Source organism: Arthrobacter sp. LAR12-1-1.1, from assembly GCF_040676555.1.
In the GTDB taxonomy this organism is placed as follows: Bacteria; Actinomycetota; Actinomycetes; order Actinomycetales; family Micrococcaceae; genus Arthrobacter.
Genome location: NZ_JBEGIG010000016.1, coordinates 1 through 19,853, shown reverse-complemented (window position 1 = coordinate 19,853; position 19,853 = coordinate 1). Strand labels below are relative to the sequence as shown.

At 65.3% G+C, this 19,853-nt stretch carries 15 protein-coding genes and 1 tRNA gene; 7 read left to right on the top strand and 9 right to left on the bottom strand.

Features of this window, described 5'->3' with window-relative positions; translation table 11 throughout:
- Window positions 1-7: 7 nt before the first annotated feature.
- From MRBLAR12_RS11940 to speB, 3 genes are all read right to left on the bottom strand, one after another.
- Window positions 8-1,510, bottom strand: coding sequence for an aldehyde dehydrogenase family protein (locus MRBLAR12_RS11940; protein ID WP_364746242.1), 1,503 nt, complete (start codon window positions 1,508-1,510; stop codon window positions 8-10).
- Between the two features lie 133 nt (window positions 1,511-1,643).
- On the bottom strand, window positions 1,644-3,116 hold the full coding sequence (locus tag MRBLAR12_RS11935; protein WP_229995522.1) for a purine-cytosine permease family protein: 1,473 nt from the start codon (window positions 3,114-3,116) through the stop codon (window positions 1,644-1,646).
- A gap of 179 nt (window positions 3,117-3,295) precedes the next feature.
- Window positions 3,296-4,300, bottom strand: coding sequence for an agmatinase (gene speB, locus MRBLAR12_RS11930; RefSeq protein ID WP_229995521.1), 1,005 nt, complete (start codon window positions 4,298-4,300; stop codon window positions 3,296-3,298).
- 211 nt (window positions 4,301-4,511) lie between these two features.
- On the opposite strand from speB, the gene MRBLAR12_RS11925 reads away from it, so the two are divergent.
- On the top strand, window positions 4,512-6,056 hold the full coding sequence (locus MRBLAR12_RS11925; protein WP_229995520.1) for a PucR family transcriptional regulator: 1,545 nt from the start codon (window positions 4,512-4,514) through the stop codon (window positions 6,054-6,056).
- A gap of 93 nt (window positions 6,057-6,149) precedes the next feature.
- Here MRBLAR12_RS11925 and MRBLAR12_RS11920 read toward each other — a convergent pair whose 3' ends face one another.
- The 3 genes from MRBLAR12_RS11920 to MRBLAR12_RS11910 form a co-directional block, all read right to left on the bottom strand.
- On the bottom strand, window positions 6,150-7,280 hold the full coding sequence (locus MRBLAR12_RS11920; protein WP_364746237.1) for a hypothetical protein: 1,131 nt from the start codon (window positions 7,278-7,280) through the stop codon (window positions 6,150-6,152).
- A 289-nt stretch (window positions 7,281-7,569) separates the two neighbouring features.
- Window positions 7,570-7,646, bottom strand: a tRNA-Thr gene (locus MRBLAR12_RS11915).
- 219 nt (window positions 7,647-7,865) lie between these two features.
- Window positions 7,866-8,756 (bottom strand): DsbA family protein, encoded by an 891-nt coding sequence (locus MRBLAR12_RS11910; RefSeq protein WP_229995518.1) that lies wholly within the window; start codon window positions 8,754-8,756, stop codon window positions 7,866-7,868.
- 292 nt (window positions 8,757-9,048) lie between these two features.
- Here MRBLAR12_RS11910 and MRBLAR12_RS11905 point away from each other — a divergent pair, with 292 nt between their 5' ends.
- On the top strand, window positions 9,049-10,458 hold the full coding sequence (locus MRBLAR12_RS11905) for an alpha,alpha-trehalose-phosphate synthase (UDP-forming) (protein ID WP_229995523.1): 1,410 nt from the start codon (window positions 9,049-9,051) through the stop codon (window positions 10,456-10,458).
- Window positions 10,448-11,278 (top strand): trehalose-phosphatase, encoded by an 831-nt coding sequence (gene otsB, locus MRBLAR12_RS11900; RefSeq protein WP_229995517.1) that lies wholly within the window; start codon window positions 10,448-10,450, stop codon window positions 11,276-11,278. Before MRBLAR12_RS11905 ends, otsB begins: the two co-directional genes overlap by 11 nt.
- 33 nt (window positions 11,279-11,311) lie before the next feature.
- On the opposite strand, the gene MRBLAR12_RS11895 is transcribed toward otsB, so the two are convergent.
- Window positions 11,312-11,713, bottom strand: coding sequence for a VOC family protein (locus tag MRBLAR12_RS11895; RefSeq protein WP_229995516.1), 402 nt, complete (start codon window positions 11,711-11,713; stop codon window positions 11,312-11,314).
- A 263-nt stretch (window positions 11,714-11,976) separates the two neighbouring features.
- Between MRBLAR12_RS11895 and MRBLAR12_RS11890 the strand changes: the two genes are divergently transcribed.
- Both MRBLAR12_RS11890 and MRBLAR12_RS11885 read left to right on the top strand, forming a co-directional pair.
- Window positions 11,977-13,059, top strand: a complete 1,083-nt coding sequence (locus MRBLAR12_RS11890; RefSeq protein ID WP_090582840.1) for an ABC transporter ATP-binding protein — start codon at window positions 11,977-11,979, stop codon at window positions 13,057-13,059.
- Window positions 13,060-13,238: 179 nt separating this feature from the next.
- The gene (locus MRBLAR12_RS11885) at window positions 13,239-14,657 is read left to right on the top strand and encodes a DUF4032 domain-containing protein (RefSeq protein WP_229995515.1); all 1,419 of its coding nucleotides are present in this window, start codon (window positions 13,239-13,241) and stop codon (window positions 14,655-14,657) included.
- Window positions 14,658-14,704: 47 nt separating this feature from the next.
- Here the strand turns inward: MRBLAR12_RS11885 and MRBLAR12_RS11880 are convergent, their stop codons facing one another.
- Window positions 14,705-16,075, bottom strand: coding sequence for an FAD-binding oxidoreductase (locus MRBLAR12_RS11880; RefSeq protein ID WP_229995514.1), 1,371 nt, complete (start codon window positions 16,073-16,075; stop codon window positions 14,705-14,707).
- Window positions 16,076-16,258: 183 nt separating this feature from the next.
- Here MRBLAR12_RS11880 and MRBLAR12_RS11875 point away from each other — a divergent pair, with 183 nt between their 5' ends.
- Window positions 16,259-18,037 (top strand): glycoside hydrolase family 13 protein, encoded by a 1,779-nt coding sequence (locus tag MRBLAR12_RS11875; RefSeq protein ID WP_364746232.1) that lies wholly within the window; start codon window positions 16,259-16,261, stop codon window positions 18,035-18,037.
- Window positions 18,038-18,042: 5 nt separating this feature from the next.
- Window positions 18,043-19,077 (top strand): LacI family DNA-binding transcriptional regulator, encoded by a 1,035-nt coding sequence (locus tag MRBLAR12_RS11870; RefSeq protein WP_229995512.1) that lies wholly within the window; start codon window positions 18,043-18,045, stop codon window positions 19,075-19,077.
- Between the two features lie 74 nt (window positions 19,078-19,151).
- On the opposite strand, the gene MRBLAR12_RS11865 is transcribed toward MRBLAR12_RS11870, so the two are convergent.
- Window positions 19,152-19,658, bottom strand: coding sequence for an SRPBCC domain-containing protein (locus MRBLAR12_RS11865; protein ID WP_364746229.1), 507 nt, complete (start codon window positions 19,656-19,658; stop codon window positions 19,152-19,154).
- Between the last annotated feature and the right edge of the window lie 195 nt (window positions 19,659-19,853).

The following is a 19,853-nucleotide window of genomic DNA, read 5'->3' as shown; positions in this document are numbered from 1 at the left end:
TTAACGCTCATGCGCCGTGGTTGATCATGACGTGCTTTGTCCGGGAGTAATCGTCCAGGGCATACAGCGAGAGGTCGCGGCCGTAGCCGGATCCCTTGAATCCGCCCCACGGAACCTCGCAGGCCAGCACCAGGTGGGAATTGACCCAGACGGTGCCGAAATCGAGTTTCTTCGGAACGCTGAGCGAGAGGCTCGAATCCCGCGTCCATACCGAGGCGGAAAGGCCGTAGGGGCTCTCGTTGGCCCGAGTAATGGCCTCTTCAGTGGAGCTGAAGGACTCGACGGTGACGACGGGACCGAAGATTTCGTGGGTAGCAATATGCGCCCCTGCCGGTACGTCGCTGATCACCGTGGGTTCAATGAAGTAGCCGGGGCCTTCCAGGGCAGAGCCCCCGATGGCCACCTGGAGACCGGCAGCCTTTGCCTCCGCGAGCGCTTCCTTCACGCGGTCGAAGTGCGGGCGCGAAATCATGGGACCGATTTCGACGTCGTCCCCTGCGCCCGGGGCGCCGACGACGAGCGTGCCGACTTCCCGTACCAAGTGCTCAGTGAACTCCTCAGCCACGGATTCGTGGACGAGCACGCGGCAGGCGGCGCCACAGTCCTGGCCGGCATTCCAGAAGCCGGCGTTTCGCACGCCGGCGGCGGCCGCGCGGAGATCGGCGTCGGGGAAGACCACAACAGGGGCCTTGCCGCCGAGTTCCAGATGGACGCGCTTGACGGACCTGCCCGCGGTCTCCGCAACCGCCTGTCCGCTGACGACGCTCCCCGTCAACGCAACAAGGGCCACATCGGGGTGTTCGGCGAGCCGCTGTCCAACGGTTCGGCCTTGTCCCGTCACGATGTTGAGAATTCCATCGGGGATGCGTCCAGCGACCAGTTCTACCAGCTTTAGCGTCGAGAGCGGAGTCTGCTCCGAGGGCTTGAGGACGATGCTGTTTCCGGCGGCCAGGATGGGCGCGATCTTCCAAGCAGCCATCAGCAGCGGGTAGTTCCACGGGGTGATGACGCCGACGACGCCGACGGGTTCCCTGAGGATGACCGACGTGTGCCCGGTGGCGTAATCGCCACCTGCCATGGACGTCAGCGTGCGGGAAGCCCCGGCCATGAATCGGAAGGTGTCGATGGTGCTTGAGACATCGTCCTCCGCGACCGCTCGCGGTTTGCCGGTGTTGGCGGACTCGATGATTTCGAATGCTTCACGGTTGGCTTCAATGATGTTGGCGATCAGGGAGAGCACCTCTGACCGTTCCTTCGGGGTCGTGGCCCCCCAGGACTTCTGGGCCGCCACGGCCGCCTCAACCGCAACGTCCACATCCGAGGCTGTGCCGGCCTGCACCGATGCAATGACCTGCTCTGTGGTGGGATCTACGACGTCGATCAGCCGAGTCGAGGAACCGGGAACAAACGCTCCACCGATGAAGTGCCCCGCCGGAGGCAAAACGCTGGCGCAGCTTTGCTCCGCGGAAGAGCGTCGGACTGTGAACTGCTCGAGGTCAGTGAGTGTCATGGTACTTAGCCTTGCTTTCTGCGCCGGTCTCGGCGTCGGGAGTTTGTGTGGGGGCCGGGCGGTATGCCCGGGGAGGGCGGTATGTCCGGGGAGGGCGGTATGTCCGGGGAGGGCGGTATGTCCGGGGAGGGCGCTAGGCCCGGGGCGCTTCAATCAGGTCAGCTGCGAATACGGGCGACTGAAAGGGGGCGACATCCGGCGTCTTCCGGAACACGCGTGCCGCAAAGTAGTACAAGGGTGCAACGACCACCAGGCCAACAATCCAGGAGAGGTCCACGCCATTCATCGCTGCGGCGACAGGGCCCGTGAACATCGCTGTTGCCGAGAACGGAACCTGGATCAGGGCGCCGGCAACATAGGCTCCGATCGCAATCCAGTTGAACCTTCCATACACTCCACCGTCGCGCTTGAAGAAGTCTTCAACCCTGTAGTCGCCGTGCCGCAGAAGGTAGTAGTCGACCAGGTTGATGGCCGTCCACGGAACCAGGACGTACATCAGGAAGGAGAGGAAGTTCGTGTAGAAGAAGATGAAATTGTCGCGTGCGAACAGCGAGATCATGAGGGCGAGCGTGAAGAGGATGATCGCCGCAATGGTCCGGGTCTTGGCGTGGGGCAACCAGGTTGGCCTGAACGTCTGCCCAATGGTGAGGGTGCACAGGACCCCGCAGTAGAGGTTCATGGCGTTCGACGCCGCAACGCCGAGGCAGAAAATTCCGATGATCACCATGGTCCATGGCCCGAGCATGGATCCCAGGCTCCCGACTATTTCGACGCTGCTGCCATCGTTGATCAGTGCCAGGGCGAGCGTTCCCACCAGGGCACCCAAGACCATCGGGAAAAGTGTTCCCAGGACGCAGCCTGAGTAGGATGCCCAGAACGCCGGGGCCGAGCCGGTCCCCTGAGGCATGTAGCGGGAATAGTCCGAGACGTAGGGAGCGTAGGCGAGCTGCCAGAGGGCGGAGACGGAGATGGTGGCCATGAAGCCCACCCAGTTGAAGTTTCCCTGGTCCAGGAAGCTGGCCGGCAATCCGTGGACGACCAGGATCCAGGTGAAGGCCAGCACCAGCGCCAGACCGGCCACGATGCTCAAGAAGCGTGCATAGGCGTGGATGAGCCGGTAGCCGAAGATGGTGGCAACGACGCTCACGACGCCAATGACAATGATGCCTGCGTCAACACTGATGCCCGGGTTGACTGCGGCCAGTGCTTGACCGCCAAAGACGAGGTTCGCCGCAAAAAACCCAACGTACATGATCACCACGATGACAACGATCAGTAGCGCCCCGTACGAACCGAATTGACCGCGGGTCTGAATCATCTGCGCCACGCCCAGCTGCGGGCCTTGGGCCGAATGCAGGGCCATGAAGATGCCACCGACAAGGTTTCCAATGATGATTCCGACGATGGCGGGCACAAAGCTGAGCCCGAACACCGTGGTCGCGAGTCCCCCCGTCACGATGGTCATGATCATGATGTTGGAACCGAACCAGATGGTGAAAAGATCCCGCGCTTTTCCGTGGCGTTCATCGGCGGGGATGGGCTGAATGGTCTTGTCCTCGAGCCGGGGCACCTCGCCCGCGACGGTGTGAGTGGGGTGCGTGCTCATGATGCGTTCCAGGAGTTCATGGGAACCTCTTTGTTCTGTCCCGGCGCTTCGTCGAGCACGGGATCTGATGTATCAATCATTCGTGACTTTTGTCACAGTGGAAATCCGGCGATTGAATAGACGCCGTAAACCTGTTCATACATATGTACAAATCAGGCGCGATGCCCAGCCCTCGTGGCTCAAACGGTGGCGGTTTGCAGTTCTTGGGCGACGTTGGCGGTGGCCTTGCTGCGGTTCACCATCAGGGCGAGGAGGTCGAAGACGAGGGTCGCGGCGGCGACTGTGGTGATGTCTGCGTGGTCGTAGGCCGGAGCGACCTCGACGACGTCGGCGCCCACAATGTTGATGCCGTCCAGTCCGCGGAGCAGCGCCAGCAGTTCGCGGGAGTGGAGCCCGCCCATTTCCGGGGTGCCGGTGCCCGGTGCGTAGGACGGGTCCAGGACATCGATGTCGATGGAGACATACACCGGGGTGTCGCCCAGCCGCTCCTTGACGCGCTGGATCGCGGCCGGAACGCCGATGACGTCCAGGTCCGAGCAGCGGATGATCTGGAAGCCGAACTCATGGTCGCGGAGGAAGTCGTTGCGGTCATAAACCGGGCCGCGGATGCCCACGTGCATCGACTTGTCCTCGACAAGAAGGCCTTCCTCGAATGCCCGGCGGAAGATGGTTCCGTGCGTGACCGGCTGGTCGAAATAGGTGTCCCACGTGTCCAGGTGCGCGTCGAAGTGGAGCAGGGCCACCGGGCCGTGGACCTTGTTCAACGCCCGCAGCATCGGAAGCGCGATGGTGTGGTCGCCACCGATGGAGATGAGCCTCTTGCCGGAGCCGGCGTCGCCGAGGAGCGGGAGGGCCTGCTCCTCGATCTCGCGGACGGCGCGGGCGATGTCGTAGGGGGTGCAGGCGATGTCGCCGGCGTCCACAACCTGGGCTTCGTACACGGGCTCGACGTCGAGCTCCGGGTGGTAGCCGGGGCGCAGCAGCCGCGACGCTTCACGGACAGCGGCCGGACCGAAGCGGGCGCCAGGGCGGTAGGAGGTACCGCCGTCGAACGGGACACCGACAATCGCAATGTCATAGTCCGGCACGCGGTCAATCTGAGGAAGCCGGGCGAAGGTGCCCAGGCCCGCATAGCGGGGGACTTTTGTTGCGTCGACGGGGCCGATTGGCTTGTGCGTGGTCATGTCAGGGATCCTCCAGTTGCTTTGGTTTCAGCCGGCCTGGCAGATGTTCTTCTCTGAGCTGAGGTCCTGCGCCGGTCGAGGTCTATGCCTTAACTATTAGTGATCGGCGTCACGTGGCATATGCGTCGATTGACTACAAATAGCCGAGAGGCTTATACATATGTATAAGCGGCTTGGGGACGGCCTCCGGACTGATGAACAGGAACCGCGAATGGCGATCACCGTGGCCGAACTGCTGGCCGAACCCCAACTGGGCCTGACCCTGCTGGCGGGCCCGGCCGGCCTGGGCAACCGGGTCACCTGGGCCCACACCTCCGACCTGCCGCGCTTGTGGGAATGGGTCACCGGCGGCGAGCTCATGATGACCAACGGGCTCTCCATTCCGGCCGATCCCGAGGGGCAGGTTGAGCTGGCCGAGGCGCTGGTGAACGCAGGTGCCAGTGCCCTGGCGATCGGCGAGCAGATGCATGCCCCCGAGCTCCTTCCGCAGTTCCTGGCGGCCTGTGACCGCCTGCCGCTGCCGGTCATCAACATCCCTTACCCGCTTCCGTTCATCGCAATCGCACGTTCGGTCGCTGAATCTTCACTGCTTGAGGAGTCCCGCAGGCTGCGCCAGACGGCCCGTATCTACGACCTGCTGCGTCTCGCGGGCCCATCGGAGAACCACTGGCAAAGCCTGATCCTGGGCATCGAAGCTGAGCTCGACGCCAGCCTCTTCGTGGTTGATCGACGGTGCCTGCATGCCTGGCATCACGGAGGCCAGTCACTGCCGCCGGAGCTAAGGCAGCAACTTGAACCGCTGACCAGCAAGTCACCTGTGGCCAGCAAGAAGTTCCAGTGGCACCGTTTCGGGGACAGCCACCTTCTCATGATGGATATTCCGACTCACGCCAATGCGCTTCTGGTGGTGCTGCCGAAATCCGAGCCTCACCCGGATGCGGTGGTGCTGCTCCATGCGGCCACAGTCCTTGGACTGGAGCTGTCGCGGACGGCGCTGTCCCTCGAGAACCAGCGCCGGCTGGGTGCGGAGTTCCTCTTGCAGGCCTTCGACGGGCGCCTGGGCATCGCCGACATTGAAAGCCGGCTGCCTGAGTTCGGGATTTCGACACGGGAATTCCTCATCATCTCCATGTCCAGCGAGGACGGTGAGCGCCTCGCGGGGATCCACGTTGATCTTTGGCGACACGGCTATCCGACGGCGTGCCAGCGCTCTTTCAACACATTGCACTTGGCTGTCGCCTCAGACTGCACCGATGATCTCCTGCGGCATACCGTCCCCGTGGACGTCAGGATCGGGATCAGCCGGCCTTCCGCGGCCGCTGGAGTGCAGAGAGCTCTTCAGGAATCGATGTGGGCACTTGGAACGGCATCAAGCACCGGCGAGCGGCTGGTCCGGTATGCCGAGGGACCCTCGTGGCTGGGACTGACCAGCTTTGAGGAAGGCAATGCACTGGTCCAGCGGCTCCTCGGACCCATCTTCGAATACGAACAGGGAGAATACGGGGACCTCATCGTCACGCTGAAGACGTTCCTGGACATGCAACGGTCCTGGCAGAAAACGGCGGCGGCCCTGTTCGCGCACCGGCAGACCATCATCTATCGCATCCGGAAGATCAGCGAGCTCACCGGCCTTGATATGACCGAAACCTCCACGCTGGCGCAACTGTGGTTTGCCCTGCAGATCCATGAAGCCATGGACCTCCACGGCAATCCGCGGCGTCTGCCGACGGCTGAGGTCAGCACTCCACGACGTTGACGGCGGGGCCGCCGCCGTCGGTCATCCCCATCGATTGCTCCGTAGCCGCCCTTATCAGGTGCCAAAAGGACGGCTACGGAGCAATCGATAGGTTTAGTGGGCCCCTGTCTGCGCGGCCCGTTCCGCGAGGACGGCGATGGCCAGGGAGAAGCGGCCGGGTAACGGAGAAAGTGCCAGACGGAGCCAGATGGCGTCCGAGTACGCATCGAACCGGACTGGACTGACGCGCAGTTCCTCGGCCACGGCCAGCACCTGCGTGTGAGCCGTTAGGTACCGTGCCGGCGTCATGCGGTTATTTCGTAGATGAAGCTCCAGATGGGCGTCCAGACCGGCCAGATCCCGGGCGGCCTCGTGTCGGGCCGTACTGTCGAAGTCCAACAGTCCGGGCTGGATGTCGCCGTCAGGAACGATGATTTGCTTGTCGTACAGGTCTCCGTGGGCCCATACCACCGGATCCGGTGCCGTCCGTAGCAGGTTCATGGCCACTTGCTCTGCAGCGGCGCGCAAGACAGCGCGCTGAGACGACAACTCGGGGACGTTTTCATTGTGCCGCAACCAGTCGTCCACCCGTCGACACACCTTCGTGGCTTCCCACTCTGCTGAACGGAGCGGAAGGCTGTCGAGAACGCCTCGTGCTGCTGGGCCATGGGAGCCGTTCAGTTCCGCGACCCAGGCGCGCGACCATTTCTCCCATGCCTTGGCGAACGCTTCATCGCAGACGGCGGCCTCCACCCGGCCCAGCTCGTTCAGAGTCGGTCCCGGCATGGTGCTGAAAACGATGACGTCCGCCTGGGAACTCTGACGAAGGATTCTGGGCGTTTTGAAGTTGCCGGCGTCCAGCAGGACGTCCATCTGTGCGCAGCGCTCGGCCGGTACGACGGCGCCCCCGGGCCCGAAGATCTTTATATAGCGGCCCTCCGCCCGGACGACAGCCTGGTGGTACGGCCAATACGAAATCAATTCCCCCTGCTGCGCTTCCGCCCGCAGGGCGGGCAGTCCCGGATCGTCCGGCGGGATGAGTTCGAGGTGCCCGTGACGCAGATGGGCTCCCCGGACGCCGGGCCGTCCCGGTGTCCGGACCTCTAGAACGTAGTCTCCCGGTGTCCTATCGGGCCACGCCCGCTGGATATGCCAGGTTGTGCCGGAACCGTCGTCGGCGGACAGTGGGACGGGGGAAGGCCAGCTGATGTGGGGAGGGTCCGCCGCCATGCTCGGTCCGTTCATGTTGCCGTCCTCAGCGTTCGCGGGCTCTTCCGACACAAGCCGGCTGGTGTGACCAGCATGGCCTACAACGATGAGGCGCCGATTAAAGGGTCATGAAGGAACCCTCATGAAGGCCTTCCTGCCGGTCCCACGCGAGCGGCGCCGCGTGCAGCACAGGTGCCAAGAGGGAGGCGGCGAAGGAACGCCCGAGACCGCAAGTGTCGAAGGGGCTTGGAGGGGATGCCGTTGCTGAGGCCTAAACGAAACCGCGCCGCCACCGGGCTGATCCCAGTAACGGCGCGGTTCTTCGTGGGGCCCCCTGTCGGATTCGAACCGACGACCCCCGCTTTACAAGAGCGGTGCTCTGGCCAACTGAGCTAAGGAGGCATTCCTGCGCCCCTGGACTCCAAGCACTGGATTCCAAAACACCAGACCAAGAATTGGGCGGATGTCAGGACGCTAGACAAGATTAGCCCACCGACGCCCGGTGAGAAAAACGCGCAACGCCCCTGCCGCGAAGCGAAGGGCAACAGAAAGGCCCGGCCCCGCATTCATCCGGGGCCGGGCCCTCACTTGCGGGCTTTCAACGGCAGGTGCCGTGGCGGGCTACTTCTTGGCGTCGACCGCGGCCTGCAGGAACTGATCGAACGGAGTCTGGGCGCTGTCGCCCTGGCCCCACTGCTTGCCTTCGACGAACACGGTGGGCGTGCCGGTCACTCCGATCACCGAGGCCTCCTGCGTGGTGTGCTTGACCCACGGGCGGTACGTCTTGTCATCCACGCACGTCTCAATGCTGTTGGCCCCGACGTCGGCGGCCAGCTTCTTCAGCTCGGTATCGGAGAGTCCCGCACCGCCTTCTGCCGGCTGCTTGGCGAACAGCAGGTCGACGAAGTCCGAGTACTTCTCCGGGGATTCGTTGACCACGCAGGCTGCGGCGTTGGCCGCGCGCGAAGAATAGTTGGTGGTGGACCGGCTGTCCAGGAAACCGAGCGGGCGGTATTCCACCGAGATCTTGCCTTCGTTGCGCAGGTTGGTGAGCGTCTCGTTGTACTGCGCCTCGAAGCTCTTGCAGACGGGGCAGATGAAGTCGATGTAGAGGACCACCTTGACCGGTTTGCCGGCCTCAGCCTCGGCGCCCGGTGCCGTGACCGGAGACGGCGGGGTGGCCGGCGCTGGTGGCAGGTCGGACAGCTTCACGGTTGCGGGATCGGTCTTTGCAACCTCAGTGTTCGCCAGCAGGGTGACGCCGCCGTGGACGTTGCCGTTGGCCGGCGTGGGCCCCTCGTCGGCCACCGGGGCGTTGTTCTTGATGTTGGAAGTGACAACCAGCGCCACGATCACGATGATGGCGACGACGGCGGCAACAATGCCCCACCCAATCAGCAGCTTGTTGCGCTTCTCTTTTTTCAGCTGCGCCTCGCGGATTTCACGGGCTTTGTCACGCGCCGCGGCAGTGCGCTCTGCCTTAGACTGTCGGGGTTCGTTTGCGGGGCTCATTGGTTCCTCGGGTCGTTCGGCCAGGGACGGTCCACTCAGTGGCAACTTCATCATTTTAGGGGAGAAACCCGAGAACTTGCGCTTTCAAGTTTCCTCCCGCCTGCCCAACGGACGAATAGCCCGGAAGATTCCGTGCGGCTAGGGTTGATGGAGAGCCACGAGCGGACCCCAGGGGGCACCAATGGAAGCAACGGACAGCGCCGGCCACGGCGGGCACGACACCACTGAAGCGGCTCGGACGGCCACCGACGGCGCGGCAACCGGCGCCGGGGCAGGGGATCAGTTCGACTTCATGGTGGTGTCCAACCGGCTGCCCGTTGACCGATGTTCAGCCGACGAGACCGGCTGTGAGGACGGTTGGCGCCGCTCCCCCGGCGGACTCGTGACAGCGCTGGCCCCGATGATGACCAAGACCGACGGCGCCTGGGTGGGCTGGCATGGCGCGCCCGATGAGAGCGTCGAGCCTTTCAGCCACGGCGGCATTGACCTGATCCCAGTCCAGCTGAGCACGGACGACATCGAGCTTTTCTACGAGGGCTTTTCCAACGCCACCTTGTGGCCGCTCTACCACGACGTGATCGCCCCGCCGGAGTTCCACCGCACCTGGTGGGACTCCTACCGGAAGGTCAACCGGAGGTTCGCCGACGCCGTCATCCGCCATGCGGCCGACGGCGCCACCGTCTGGGTGCAGGACTACCAGCTCCAGCTGGTTCCGAAGCTGCTCCGGGAGGCCCGGCCGGACCTGACGATCGGGTTCTTCAACCACATCCCGTTCCCTCCGCCGGAGATCTTCGCCCAGCTCCCGTGGCGCCGGGCGATCATCGACGGACTGCTGGGCGCTGACCTGGTGGGCTTCCAGCGCAGCAGCGATGCCGGAAATTTCATGCGCTCCGCCCGGCGCTTCCTGGGCGCCAGCGTCAAGCAGCAACAGGTCCACGTCAGGGGCACCGACGGCGAAACCACCCACATCGCGAGGGCCCAGGCATTCCCTATCTCCATTGACGTCAAGCAGATCAGCGAGCTGGCGAAGAGTCCGGAAGTCATCGAGCGCGCGCAGCAGATCCGCCGGGACCTCGGCAATCCCAAGACCATCTTGCTCGGCGTCGACCGACTCGACTACACCAAGGGCATCCGGCACCGGCTCAAGGCCTACGAGGAACTGCTGCAGGACGGCAAGGTCACCGTCGAGGACGCCTCGCTGATCCAGGTGGCCAGCCCCAGCCGGGAACGCGTAGAACAGTACCGCTTGCTCCGCGAAGAGGTCGAGGGCACGGTGGGCCACATCAACGGCACCTATGACACGATGCAAAACACCGCCGTCCGCTACCTGCACCACAGCTACCCCATCGAGGAAATGGTTGCGCTCTACCTGGCCGCCGACGTCATGCTCGTCACCGCCCTGCGCGACGGCATGAACCTGGTCGCCAAGGAATACGTCACGGCCCGGACGAACAACGACGGCGCCCTGGTGCTCAGCGAATTCGCCGGCGCCGCGGACCAGCTCAAACAGGCGCTCCTGATGAACCCGCACGACATCGACGGGCTCAAGGACACGATCATGCGGGCGGTCAACATGCAGCCCGCCGAGGCCGGACGCCGGATGCGCGCGATGCGCAAGCAGATCCTGGACCACGACGTCGACCTCTGGTCCTCCGACTTTCTGACCGCCCTCGCTGAAAAGGTTGTACGCGATGACTCCTGACGCCACCGATACCAACGATCCAGGCACGGCCCCGCTCTCGCTCTCCCCTGAACTGCTGGCGGCGCTTCGCCGCATCGCCGGCACCGAGCACCTGCTCGTGGCGATGGACTTCGACGGCACCATGGCACCGCTCGTGGATCATGCGGGGGACGCCCGCGCGCTCCCACGCTCCGCGGCCGCCTTCGCGGCACTGGCACACCTTCCCCGGACCACGACGGCGCTCATCTCCGGCCGCGCGCTGGACAGCCTGCGGGCCGTCGCCTCCCCGCCGGAGGAGACGCTGCTGATCGGCAGCCACGGCGCAGAGGTCTGGATGGGGCCCGGCTCCTCGCAGCTCATGCTCGACGATGCCCAGCGCGAAATCCTGGCCGAGGTCCGCAAGGAACTCGAAGGGATCGTGGAACAGGCCCCCGGAACCCTTCTGGAGGATAAACCGGCCGGCGTCGTCCTGCACACGCGGCTCGCGGCCGACGACGTCGCCGAGGACGCCGTCGCCGCGGCGCGATCGGTCCTGCAGGACCGCAGCGGCGTCTTCCTCAAGACGGGCAACCGCGTCCTGGAGACCTCAGTGGTGAATGCCTCCAAGGGCGAGGGCATTGCGTTCCTGCGGCAGGTTGCCGGAGCCACGGCTGTGGCTTTCGCCGGAGACGACACCACCGACGAGGACGCCTTGGCCAGCCTGGTCCCGGGCGATCTCGGTGTGAAAGTGGGGCTCGATTTCACCCAGGCCGAGTTCCGCGTGGAGGCGCCGGTCCACATCTGCGAACTGCTCGAGGCACTGCTGCGTGAACGGAAGAAGGCCGTCGAATCTGGGAGCTAAAGCGGGCATACTGAGCGGGCAACTGGGCGTCGGTCACGACTCAGGTTCGTAGCCGATCAACCAGTGCAGTCCGTGACGGTCGACGACCTGGCCATCTGTTGCGCCCCAGGGCTTCGGGGCAAGGGGGTCGATCACCCGGCCGTCAACGGCGAGCTTGTCGAACCACTCGTGGAGAACTGCCGGTTCGGCGGTCCCCAGCAGCGAGAGCATGAGGCCTTCGAACCGGACGCTTTTCTCGCCCGCTGCCGCATCCGACCCCGCCAAAGCGACTGCGCCGTTCAGTTGTCCGTGGGCAATGGCATCCGGCGGGCCGTCGCTGCGGTTGAACTCCTCGTACGTGAACAAGGCAAGCTCTCCGCCGAAAACGTCGGCGTAGAAGCCAAGTGCTTCACGCGCCGTGCCGGGGAAACTGACATAGATCTGCAGTGCCGTCATGCGCACAGCATACATACCCACTTCGGACGCCACATGACGGACATCACCTGTGACATCCGTAACATTTTGGTCCAAATGCCATATATCTGACATACTCTGGTTGTGATGTGGCGCACAGCTACCGTGCGGCGTCACTGGATACTCCTCGGCTTCGGCCGAGGAGTATGCGCGTGAGAAACCCAAAATTGAATTAACAACTAAATAAAATGACCATTCACTACGGATCGTCCGGCACGTACCTGCCGGTGAAGGGATTGATAACTGTGGCTACAGTTACTTTTGACAACGCAACACGCCTGTACCCGGGCACCGATAAGCCCGCTGTTGACAAGCTCAACATTGATATCGCCGATGGCGAATTCCTGGTCCTCGTTGGACCCTCCGGCTGCGGAAAGTCGACCTCCCTGCGCATGCTTGCAGGTCTTGAGGACGTCAACTCCGGCCGCATCCTCATCGGCGACCGTGATGTCACGGACGTTCCGCCGAAGGATCGCGACATCGCCATGGTGTTCCAGAACTACGCCCTGTACCCGCACATGACCGTGGCGGACAACATGGGCTTCGCGCTGAAGATCGCCGGCGTCAGCAAGGAAGAGCGTGCCGAGCGTGTCCGTGAGGCCGCCAAGCTGCTCGACCTCGAACCGTACCTGGACCGCAAGCCGAAGGCCCTCTCCGGCGGCCAGCGCCAGCGCGTCGCCATGGGCCGCGCCATTGTGCGTAACCCGCAGGTCTTCCTCATGGATGAGCCGCTGTCCAACCTTGACGCCAAGCTGCGCGTGCAGACCCGCACCCAGATCGCGTCCCTGACCCGCCGACTCGGCGTCACCACGGTCTACGTGACCCACGACCAGGTCGAGGCCATGACCATGGGTGACCGCGTCGCCGTGCTGAAGGACGGCCTGCTGATGCAGGTCGACACCCCGCGCAACCTCTACGACAAGCCGAAGAACGTCTTCGTGGCCGGCTTCATCGGCTCCCCGGCCATGAACCTGCTCGAACTCCCCGTCGTCGACGGCGGCGTGCAGTTCGGCGGGACCGTCTACCCGGTACCGCGCGACGTCCTCGAAGAGGCCCACGGCCAGACCGTGACCCTCGGTTCCCGCCCGGAAGACCTTGAGACTGTTGCCCAGGGCGAAGGCCTCCAGGTTGAGGTCGACGTCGTCGAAGAACTCGGCGCCGACGCCTACGTCTATGGCCACACCACGCTGGACGGCCAGAGCCACGACATCGTGGCCCGCGTCGACGGCCGCCGCCCCCCGATGAAGGGCGAGTCCATCTGGGTCCGCCCGCAGTCAGGCCACGTACACCTGTTCGACACCAAGACCGGCCTGCGCCTCGGCGACTGAGCCCCACCGGTTCCCTAACCTCGCTCCGCTTCGGCTAGGGAACCCTACCGGCGTGGGCCCACCCACCGGCAACCGACGGCGGTCCTCCCCTGTGGAGGGCCGCCGTCGGGCGTTAACTGCCCCGCTTTAGGTGCGGCCCTGCAAATACGGAAGAATTGATTCATGACCGAGGAACACGCATGACCGAGGAAAACAGCGCCCAGTGGCACGACGAGCCCACTGACTACGGTCAGATCGGAAAATTGCCCCGGTACGAAGCCGCGAGCGCCAATGACCAAAAGGCCTCGCTGGTGTCCAGTTCGCTGAGCATCACGGCCGCCGCCACCGAGCCCGAGCTCCTGGACTTGCCCTGGCACATTGCCCTCGAGGACTGGCCGGCAGAGTATTTGGCAGCGCTCCCCCGCGGCATCTCGCGGCACATCGTGCGCTTCGCCCACCTCGGCGGCTCCGTCATCGCCATCAAGGAAACTTCGGAGCACGTGGCCCGCCACGAGTACCACATGCTCCGCAAGCTGGCCCGGCTGGACGTTCCCGGCGTGGAGCCGGTGGCCGTCATTACCGGGCGCACCACCCCGGAGGGCCGGCCACTGAACCCCGTGCTGGTCACCCGGCACCTGAAGTTCTCCATGCCCTACCGCGCGCTCTTCTCCCAGATGCTGCGCAAGGACACCCTGACCCGCCTCATCGACGCCCAGGCGCTGCTGCTGGTCCGGCTGCACCTGATCGGCTTCTACTGGGGCGACGTCTCGCTCTCCAACACCTTGTTCCGCCGCGACGCCGGTGCCTTCGCCGCCTACCTCGTAGACGCCGAAACCGGTGAGCTGTACCCGGATTTGTCCACCGGACAGCGCGAGTACGACCTCGAAATCGCCCGCGTCAACATCGCCGGGGAACTCATGGACCTGCTCGACGGCGGCCTGATCGAGGAGAAGGTTGACCCGGTGGCCACCAGCGAGCTGATCATGGACAGCTACCGGCGGCTGTGGACCGAGCTGACGGAAAAGGAGTCGTTTGAGATCGGGGAACGCTGGCGCGTTGCCGCCCGCATCCGGCGGCTCAACGAGCTCGGGTTCGACGTCGAGGAATACGCGATCAAGACCACGCAGAACGGCTCCACCATCCAGCTCCAGCCCAAGGTCGTCGACGCCGGGCATCACCAGCGCCGGCTGCTGCGCCTGACGGGCCTGGACGCCCAGGAGAACCAGGCCCGCCGGCTCCTGAACGATATGGACTCGTTCCGGGCGGATAACAACCCGGGCATGGACGAGGAATACAGCGCGCACCTTTGGGTCAGCCAGATCTTCGAACCGATCGTGCGGGCCATCCCCCGCGACCTCTCCGGCAAGCTCGAGCCGGCCGAGGCCGTGCACGAGGTCCTGGAGCACCGCTGGTACATCTCCGAGAAGGAGAACCGGCACATCCCCCTGGCCGAGGCCGTCCAGTCGTACATTGACAACGAACTCCGCCACCGCCGGGACGAGGCTGCCATCATGCTCAACCCGGACACGGGGCTGCTCAAGATCCTCGAGGTGGAGACCGAGGAATCACGCTACGGCGCCGACGAATCGATCGACGAATACCCCGACTCCGACGACTAAGCCGCGCGCCGGGCGCGTTGTGGCACGCCCGGGCTAAATCGCCTCAGCTAAATCGCCTTGCCGGGGTTCAGGATCCCGGCCGGGTCGAACAGCTCCTTGATCCGGCGCTGCAGTTCACGCACCGGTTCTTTCTGCTCCAGGCCCAGCCAGCGCAGCTTGTACTGCCCGATCCCGTGTTCGCCCGTGATGGTGCCGCCCATGGCCAGCGCCACGGCGATGGACCTGTCCAGGGCGGCGCCGAGGCGCGCCATGGCATCGGGGTCCACGGTGTTGTCCGCCCGGTCGATCCAGAACGTGGGGTGCAGGTTGCCGTCGCCGGCATGTGCCACGACTTTGAGCTGGACGTTGTGCTCCGCCGCCATGGCCTCCAGCTCGGCCACGTAGTCCACCAGGCGCGAGCGTGGCACCGCCACGTCCTCGCCCACCCGGTATTCGTCGTCCACCTCGGTGCCGCGGCTGTTGCGGCGCAGCTCGACAAGCTGCTCTGCCTCCGCGTTGGCCTCCATGGTGACCACCGCTCCTCCCGCCGCCAGGACCGGACGGATGGCCGCGGCTTCCGCCGCCGCGCCGAACCCGTCCGTCTGGATCAGTAGCAGGGACGCCCCGCGCGCGGCCAGGTCCGAGCCGTGGATGTCGTCGAGCTGGGCGAGCGAGCCGCCGTCGAGCAGTTCCATGATGGCCGGCTGCACGCGGGCCCTGCCTACGGCGAGGACGCCGGCCGCGGCACTGCGGAAGTCCGGATAGAAGGCGGCGATGGTGTGTACTTCGCGCGGCAGGTATTTCAGCCGCACGGTCACCCCCACCACGATCCCCAGGGTTCCCTCCGAGCCGACGAACAGCCCGGTGAGGTCGTAACCGGCGACGCCCTTGAATGTCTGGTGGCCGGTGTGGATGAGGGAGCCATCCGCGAGCACGACGTCGAGGGCCAGGACCGAGTCCCGGGTCACCCCGTACTTCGCGCAGCGCAGCCCGCCCGCATTTGTGGCCACATTGCCGCCGACGGTGGACATCTTGAAGCTCGCAGGATCCGGGGCGAACATCAGCCCGTGCACGGCCGCGGCGGCGTTGAGGTCAGCGTTGATGACGCCGGGCTCCACGACGGCGGTCTCGTCATCCGGGTTGAGGTCCAGGATGCGGTTCATCCCCTCGAGCGTGAGCACCACGCAGCCCTCGCTCGCGTGGGCGCCCCCGGAGACTCCGGTGCCGGCCCCCCGCGCCACGAGCGCGACGCCGCGGGCGGCGCAGGCACGCACTGTGGCCTGCACGTCGGCCACCGATTCGGCCCGGACCACGGCCTGCGGCAGCTGATAATCCAAGACGGGAGCCTGGTCCACGGCGTAGGCGGCCAGGGTGGCGGCGTCCACGGCAATTTTCGCCGCGCCAAGGGAAGAAGTCAGCTCATCGATGATGCTGCGCATGCGGTCTCCAGTTCGGTCGGATTCGAATCCCAGTCTAAGGCTGTGCATTGTCGGTGATGCGGCTCACAGTTGCAAGCGCTTCCAAAGCTGCGTCGGATAGTCCAATAACCGGTCGAAATTACCGGAAGAAAAATGACTGGAAGCGTTTTCACTTTTTGGCAACGGAGCCTTACGATTGCCGTCATGTCCGTTGATTCAGTTCTTTTCTCGCCCGCAGCGCTGGCCGGCCCCCTGACCGGTCCGCTGACCCCGGTGCACGCCGCAGACCACATTCCCGGATGGTGGCGCTCTGCCGTCATCTACCAGGTTTACCCGCGCTCGTTCCGGGATCTGAACGGTGACGGCATCGGCGATCTCGCCGGTATTACGGCCGAGTTGCCGCGCCTTGCCGAACTGGACATCGATGCCGTCTGGCTGTCCCCGTTCTACCGCTCTCCGCAGCGTGACGCGGGCTACGACGTCAGTGACTACTGCGACGTCGACCCCTTGTTCGGCACGCTGGACGATTTCGCCGCCATGATGGCCGAGGCCACCCGGCTGGGGCTGCGGATGATCGTGGATCTCGTGCCCAACCACTGCTCGGACCAGCGCCCGGCCTTCCAGACCGCCCTGACCGCGCCCGCCGGCAGTCCGGAGCGGGACATGTTCATCTTCCGCGATGGCCGTGGGGCATTCGGCGAGGACCCGCCGAACAACTGGCAGTCCCACTTTGGCGGCTCAGCCTGGACGCGGATCACCGAGCCGGACGGCGCCCCGGGCCAGTGGTACCTGCACCTCTTCGACTCCTCCCAGCCGGACTTCAACTGGGACAACCTCGCCGTCCATGAAGAATTCGAGCGGGTCCTGCGCTTCTGGCTGGACCGCGGCGTCTCCGGCTTCCGGGTGGACGTGGCACACGCCCTCGTGAAGGCCCCCGGCCTGCCGGAGTGGGGCGGCCGCGCCGACGGCAGCAGCTCCGACGGCTTCCCCGGACACGACGCACCGATGTTTGGCCAGCCTGCCCTCCATGACATCTACCGCCAGTGGCGGCGGATTCTCGCCGACTACGGCCCCGACCGGATCCTCTGCGCCGAGGCAAACGTTGACCCGCTCCCCCGGCTCGCGGATTGGGTGCGCCCGGACGAAATGCACCAGGCCTTCAACTTCCCCTACCTCCACGCTGGCCTGGACGTGCACCGGATGCGCCACGTCATCACCGAGTCACTGACGTCGCTGGACGCCGTCGCCGCTCCGAGCACCTGGGTGCTCTCCAACCACGACGTCGTCCGCCACGCCACCCGCTTCGGATACAACGGGCAGGCGCCGCGCGACGGTGACGGAATCGGCACCTGGGATCCGCAGCCGGACGAGGACCTCGGACGGTCCCGGGCGGCTGCGGCGTCCATGTTCATGCTGGGGCTGCCCGGTGGGGCTTACCTCTACCAGGGTGAAGAGCTCGGCCTCCCGGACGGAATCGACATCCCGGACACCCGGCGCCAGGATCCCACTTTCGCCCGCACCGGGGGTGCGCGGCTGGGCCGCGACGGCTGCCGCATCCCGCTGCCCTGGCGGGCCGGGGAACTCAACGCCGGATTCGGCCACGGGCAGGACCCATGGCTGCCTCAGCCGGAGAGTTTCGCGCGGCTGGCGCGGGATGTGCAGGCCGATTCGCCGTCATCGCACCTGAGCCATTACAAGAGGATGCTGGAGCTGCGCCGCCGGCTGGACCTTGGCCGCGGCTCACTGTCCTGGTACGAGGACCTCTGCACGGACACCAGCCTTGCCTTCCTCAACGGCTCCACGCTGGTGCTGCTGAATGTGGGGTCCGAGCCCCTGGAACTGCCCGCCGGGCGGGTGCTGCTGCGCAGTTCGACGCCCCCGGGGGCCAGCTACGACGCCGGGGACGTGGCCAGCGCCGGCGATCCGTTAAGCTCAGGTGAAACTGTTTGGCTGGAAATCTATATCGAGGACACGGAGGGCTAATAAGCATGCCCGGCATCAAGGACGTCGCGGAACGGGCCGGCCTCTCCATCGCTACCGTTTCGCGCGCCTTGAGTGGCAAGGGCAATGTCTCCCCGCGCAGCCGGGAGCGTGCCCGGACCGCCGCCGCCGAACTCGGCTTCGTCGCCTCGTACCAGGCCTCCAGCCTCGCCTCCGGGCGGAACCACAATGTCGGCCTGGTTGTCCCTTCGATCCACCGGTGGTTTTTTTCCTCGGTGGTCGAGGGTGTCTCGGCGACCCTGCTGGACGCCGGCTACGACCTCACGCTGTACAACGTCAGTGAGGGCCGGGAGCGCCGCCACAGTGTGCTGAACGACTTCCTGCTGCGTAAACGCGTGGACGCCGTGATCGCCGTGTCCCTGGAGCTCTCCGAGGCGGAGATCGACCAGCTGCTGGCCATTCACCGTCCGATCGTGGGGATCGGCGGCCCGCTGCCCGGAGCGTCGACCATCCGCATCGATGACTCCGGCATCGCGGAGGCCGCAGCGCGCCACCTTATCCAGCTTGGCCACAGCAAAATCGCCCACATGACCGGCGATGCCGCCTATGAGCAGGACTTCCGCCTTCCCGGGACACGCCAGGCAGGCTTCAAGAAAGCCATGCGGGACGCCGGGCTGGCGGTCCGGCCGGAGTGGCAGGTCTCCGCCGATTTCACGATCCAAGGCGCCTATGCCAATGCCCGTAAGCTGCTCGGCAGCTCACCGGAACGCCCCACGGCCGTCTTTGCCGCCTCCGACGAGATGGCGATCGGCGTAATCCTCGCTGCCCGGGACTTCGGACTGCGGGTGCCGCAGGACCTCTCAGTCATCGGCATCGACGGCCATGAGCTGGGTGAGGTCTTCGGGCTGACCACGTTCGATCAGGACGCGCGGGGTCAGGGCGCCCTGGCCGTACGGCGCTTGCTGGAGAGGTTCGACGGCGCCGGCGACACGGCGGCCGCGCACACCGAATACCCCACGCACTTTGTCATCCGCAACAGCACCGCTGTTCCGCCCGTGGACCAAGGACGTCTGCGGGGCTAGGAACGCCCGGGCTGCGCCGGTCGGCCGCCGTTGTGTGCGCCGGCGTATAGGGGGATGTCAGATCCCCGGGCTGCTCAGGCGTCCGGGCTGCTCGCGCCGGTGCCGCCCATGAACCGAACGAAGCGGTCCAGGACACCGGGCCAGCCTGCCAGGTAGTCCGCGCGGGTGGCGGCTGGATCCTCGGCGCCTTCCCACCCGCTGTGAACCAGGCGGAGCTCTGTTCCCTCGCCTACCGCCCTGAATGCCACCCGGAGTTCGGTGGACCACATGGCAGTGGTGCCAGGGTGCCAGCTGGCATGGAAGGACAGCGGCGGCTGCCAGTCGTCAATCGAACCCCAAACGGCCGTGCTGCCATCGTCTGCGGTCTCCATGATCAGGTTCTCCTCGAACTCCACATATGATCCGGCGCCGTAGACGCTGTGGTCCTCAAGCGGCCACCACAAGTGCGTGTGCTCGGTGAACCCGACAAAGGCCCTGGCGACGGCGCCAGGCACCACCACCGTGAATACGACGGGATCGAGCTCGTCCGCTGCGGCAGGTTCCGGTGCGCCCGCCGGAGCATGGCTGAAGAGGTTATCCATGGGCAACAACTCTACCCGTGAGGGCCGTTCCCCGGCTTTCACGGAATGGCTGGTGGCAATTTCATGGTTTGTGGGGGTTAAATGCGGGAGGACCCCCAACGTGTGGTTGGGGGTCCTCGACCGTGAATGGTGTTCCGGCGGTGACCTACTCTCCCACACCCTCCCGGGTGCAGTACCATCGGCGCTGTGGGTCTT

Coding starts and splice junctions, on each gene's coding strand:
- MRBLAR12_RS11895 (WP_229995516.1), bottom strand. CDS start 11,713: ATGACGGCACTGCAGATCTATGTCAGTTTCCCCGGCACGGCGCGTGAA.
- otsB (WP_229995517.1), top strand. CDS start 10,448: ATGACTCCTGACGCCACCGATACCAACGATCCAGGCACGGCCCCGCTC.
- speB (WP_229995521.1), bottom strand. CDS start 4,300: ATGACCACGCACAAGCCAATCGGCCCCGTCGACGCAACAAAAGTCCCC.
- MRBLAR12_RS11910 (WP_229995518.1), bottom strand. CDS start 8,756: ATGAGCCCCGCAAACGAACCCCGACAGTCTAAGGCAGAGCGCACTGCC.
- MRBLAR12_RS11865 (WP_364746229.1), bottom strand. CDS start 19,658: ATGGATAACCTCTTCAGCCATGCTCCGGCGGGCGCACCGGAACCTGCC.
- MRBLAR12_RS11940 (WP_364746242.1), bottom strand. CDS start 1,510: ATGACACTCACTGACCTCGAGCAGTTCACAGTCCGACGCTCTTCCGCG.
- MRBLAR12_RS11935 (WP_229995522.1), bottom strand. CDS start 3,116: ATGAGCACGCACCCCACTCACACCGTCGCGGGCGAGGTGCCCCGGCTC.
- MRBLAR12_RS11880 (WP_229995514.1), bottom strand. CDS start 16,075: ATGCGCAGCATCATCGATGAGCTGACTTCTTCCCTTGGCGCGGCGAAA.
- MRBLAR12_RS11875 (WP_364746232.1), top strand. CDS start 16,259: ATGTCCGTTGATTCAGTTCTTTTCTCGCCCGCAGCGCTGGCCGGCCCC.
- MRBLAR12_RS11920 (WP_364746237.1), bottom strand. CDS start 7,280: ATGAACGGACCGAGCATGGCGGCGGACCCTCCCCACATCAGCTGGCCT.
- MRBLAR12_RS11885 (WP_229995515.1), top strand. CDS start 13,239: ATGACCGAGGAAAACAGCGCCCAGTGGCACGACGAGCCCACTGACTAC.
- MRBLAR12_RS11905 (WP_229995523.1), top strand. CDS start 9,049: ATGGTGGTGTCCAACCGGCTGCCCGTTGACCGATGTTCAGCCGACGAG.
- MRBLAR12_RS11870 (WP_229995512.1), top strand. CDS start 18,043: ATGCCCGGCATCAAGGACGTCGCGGAACGGGCCGGCCTCTCCATCGCT.
- MRBLAR12_RS11925 (WP_229995520.1), top strand. CDS start 4,512: ATGGCGATCACCGTGGCCGAACTGCTGGCCGAACCCCAACTGGGCCTG.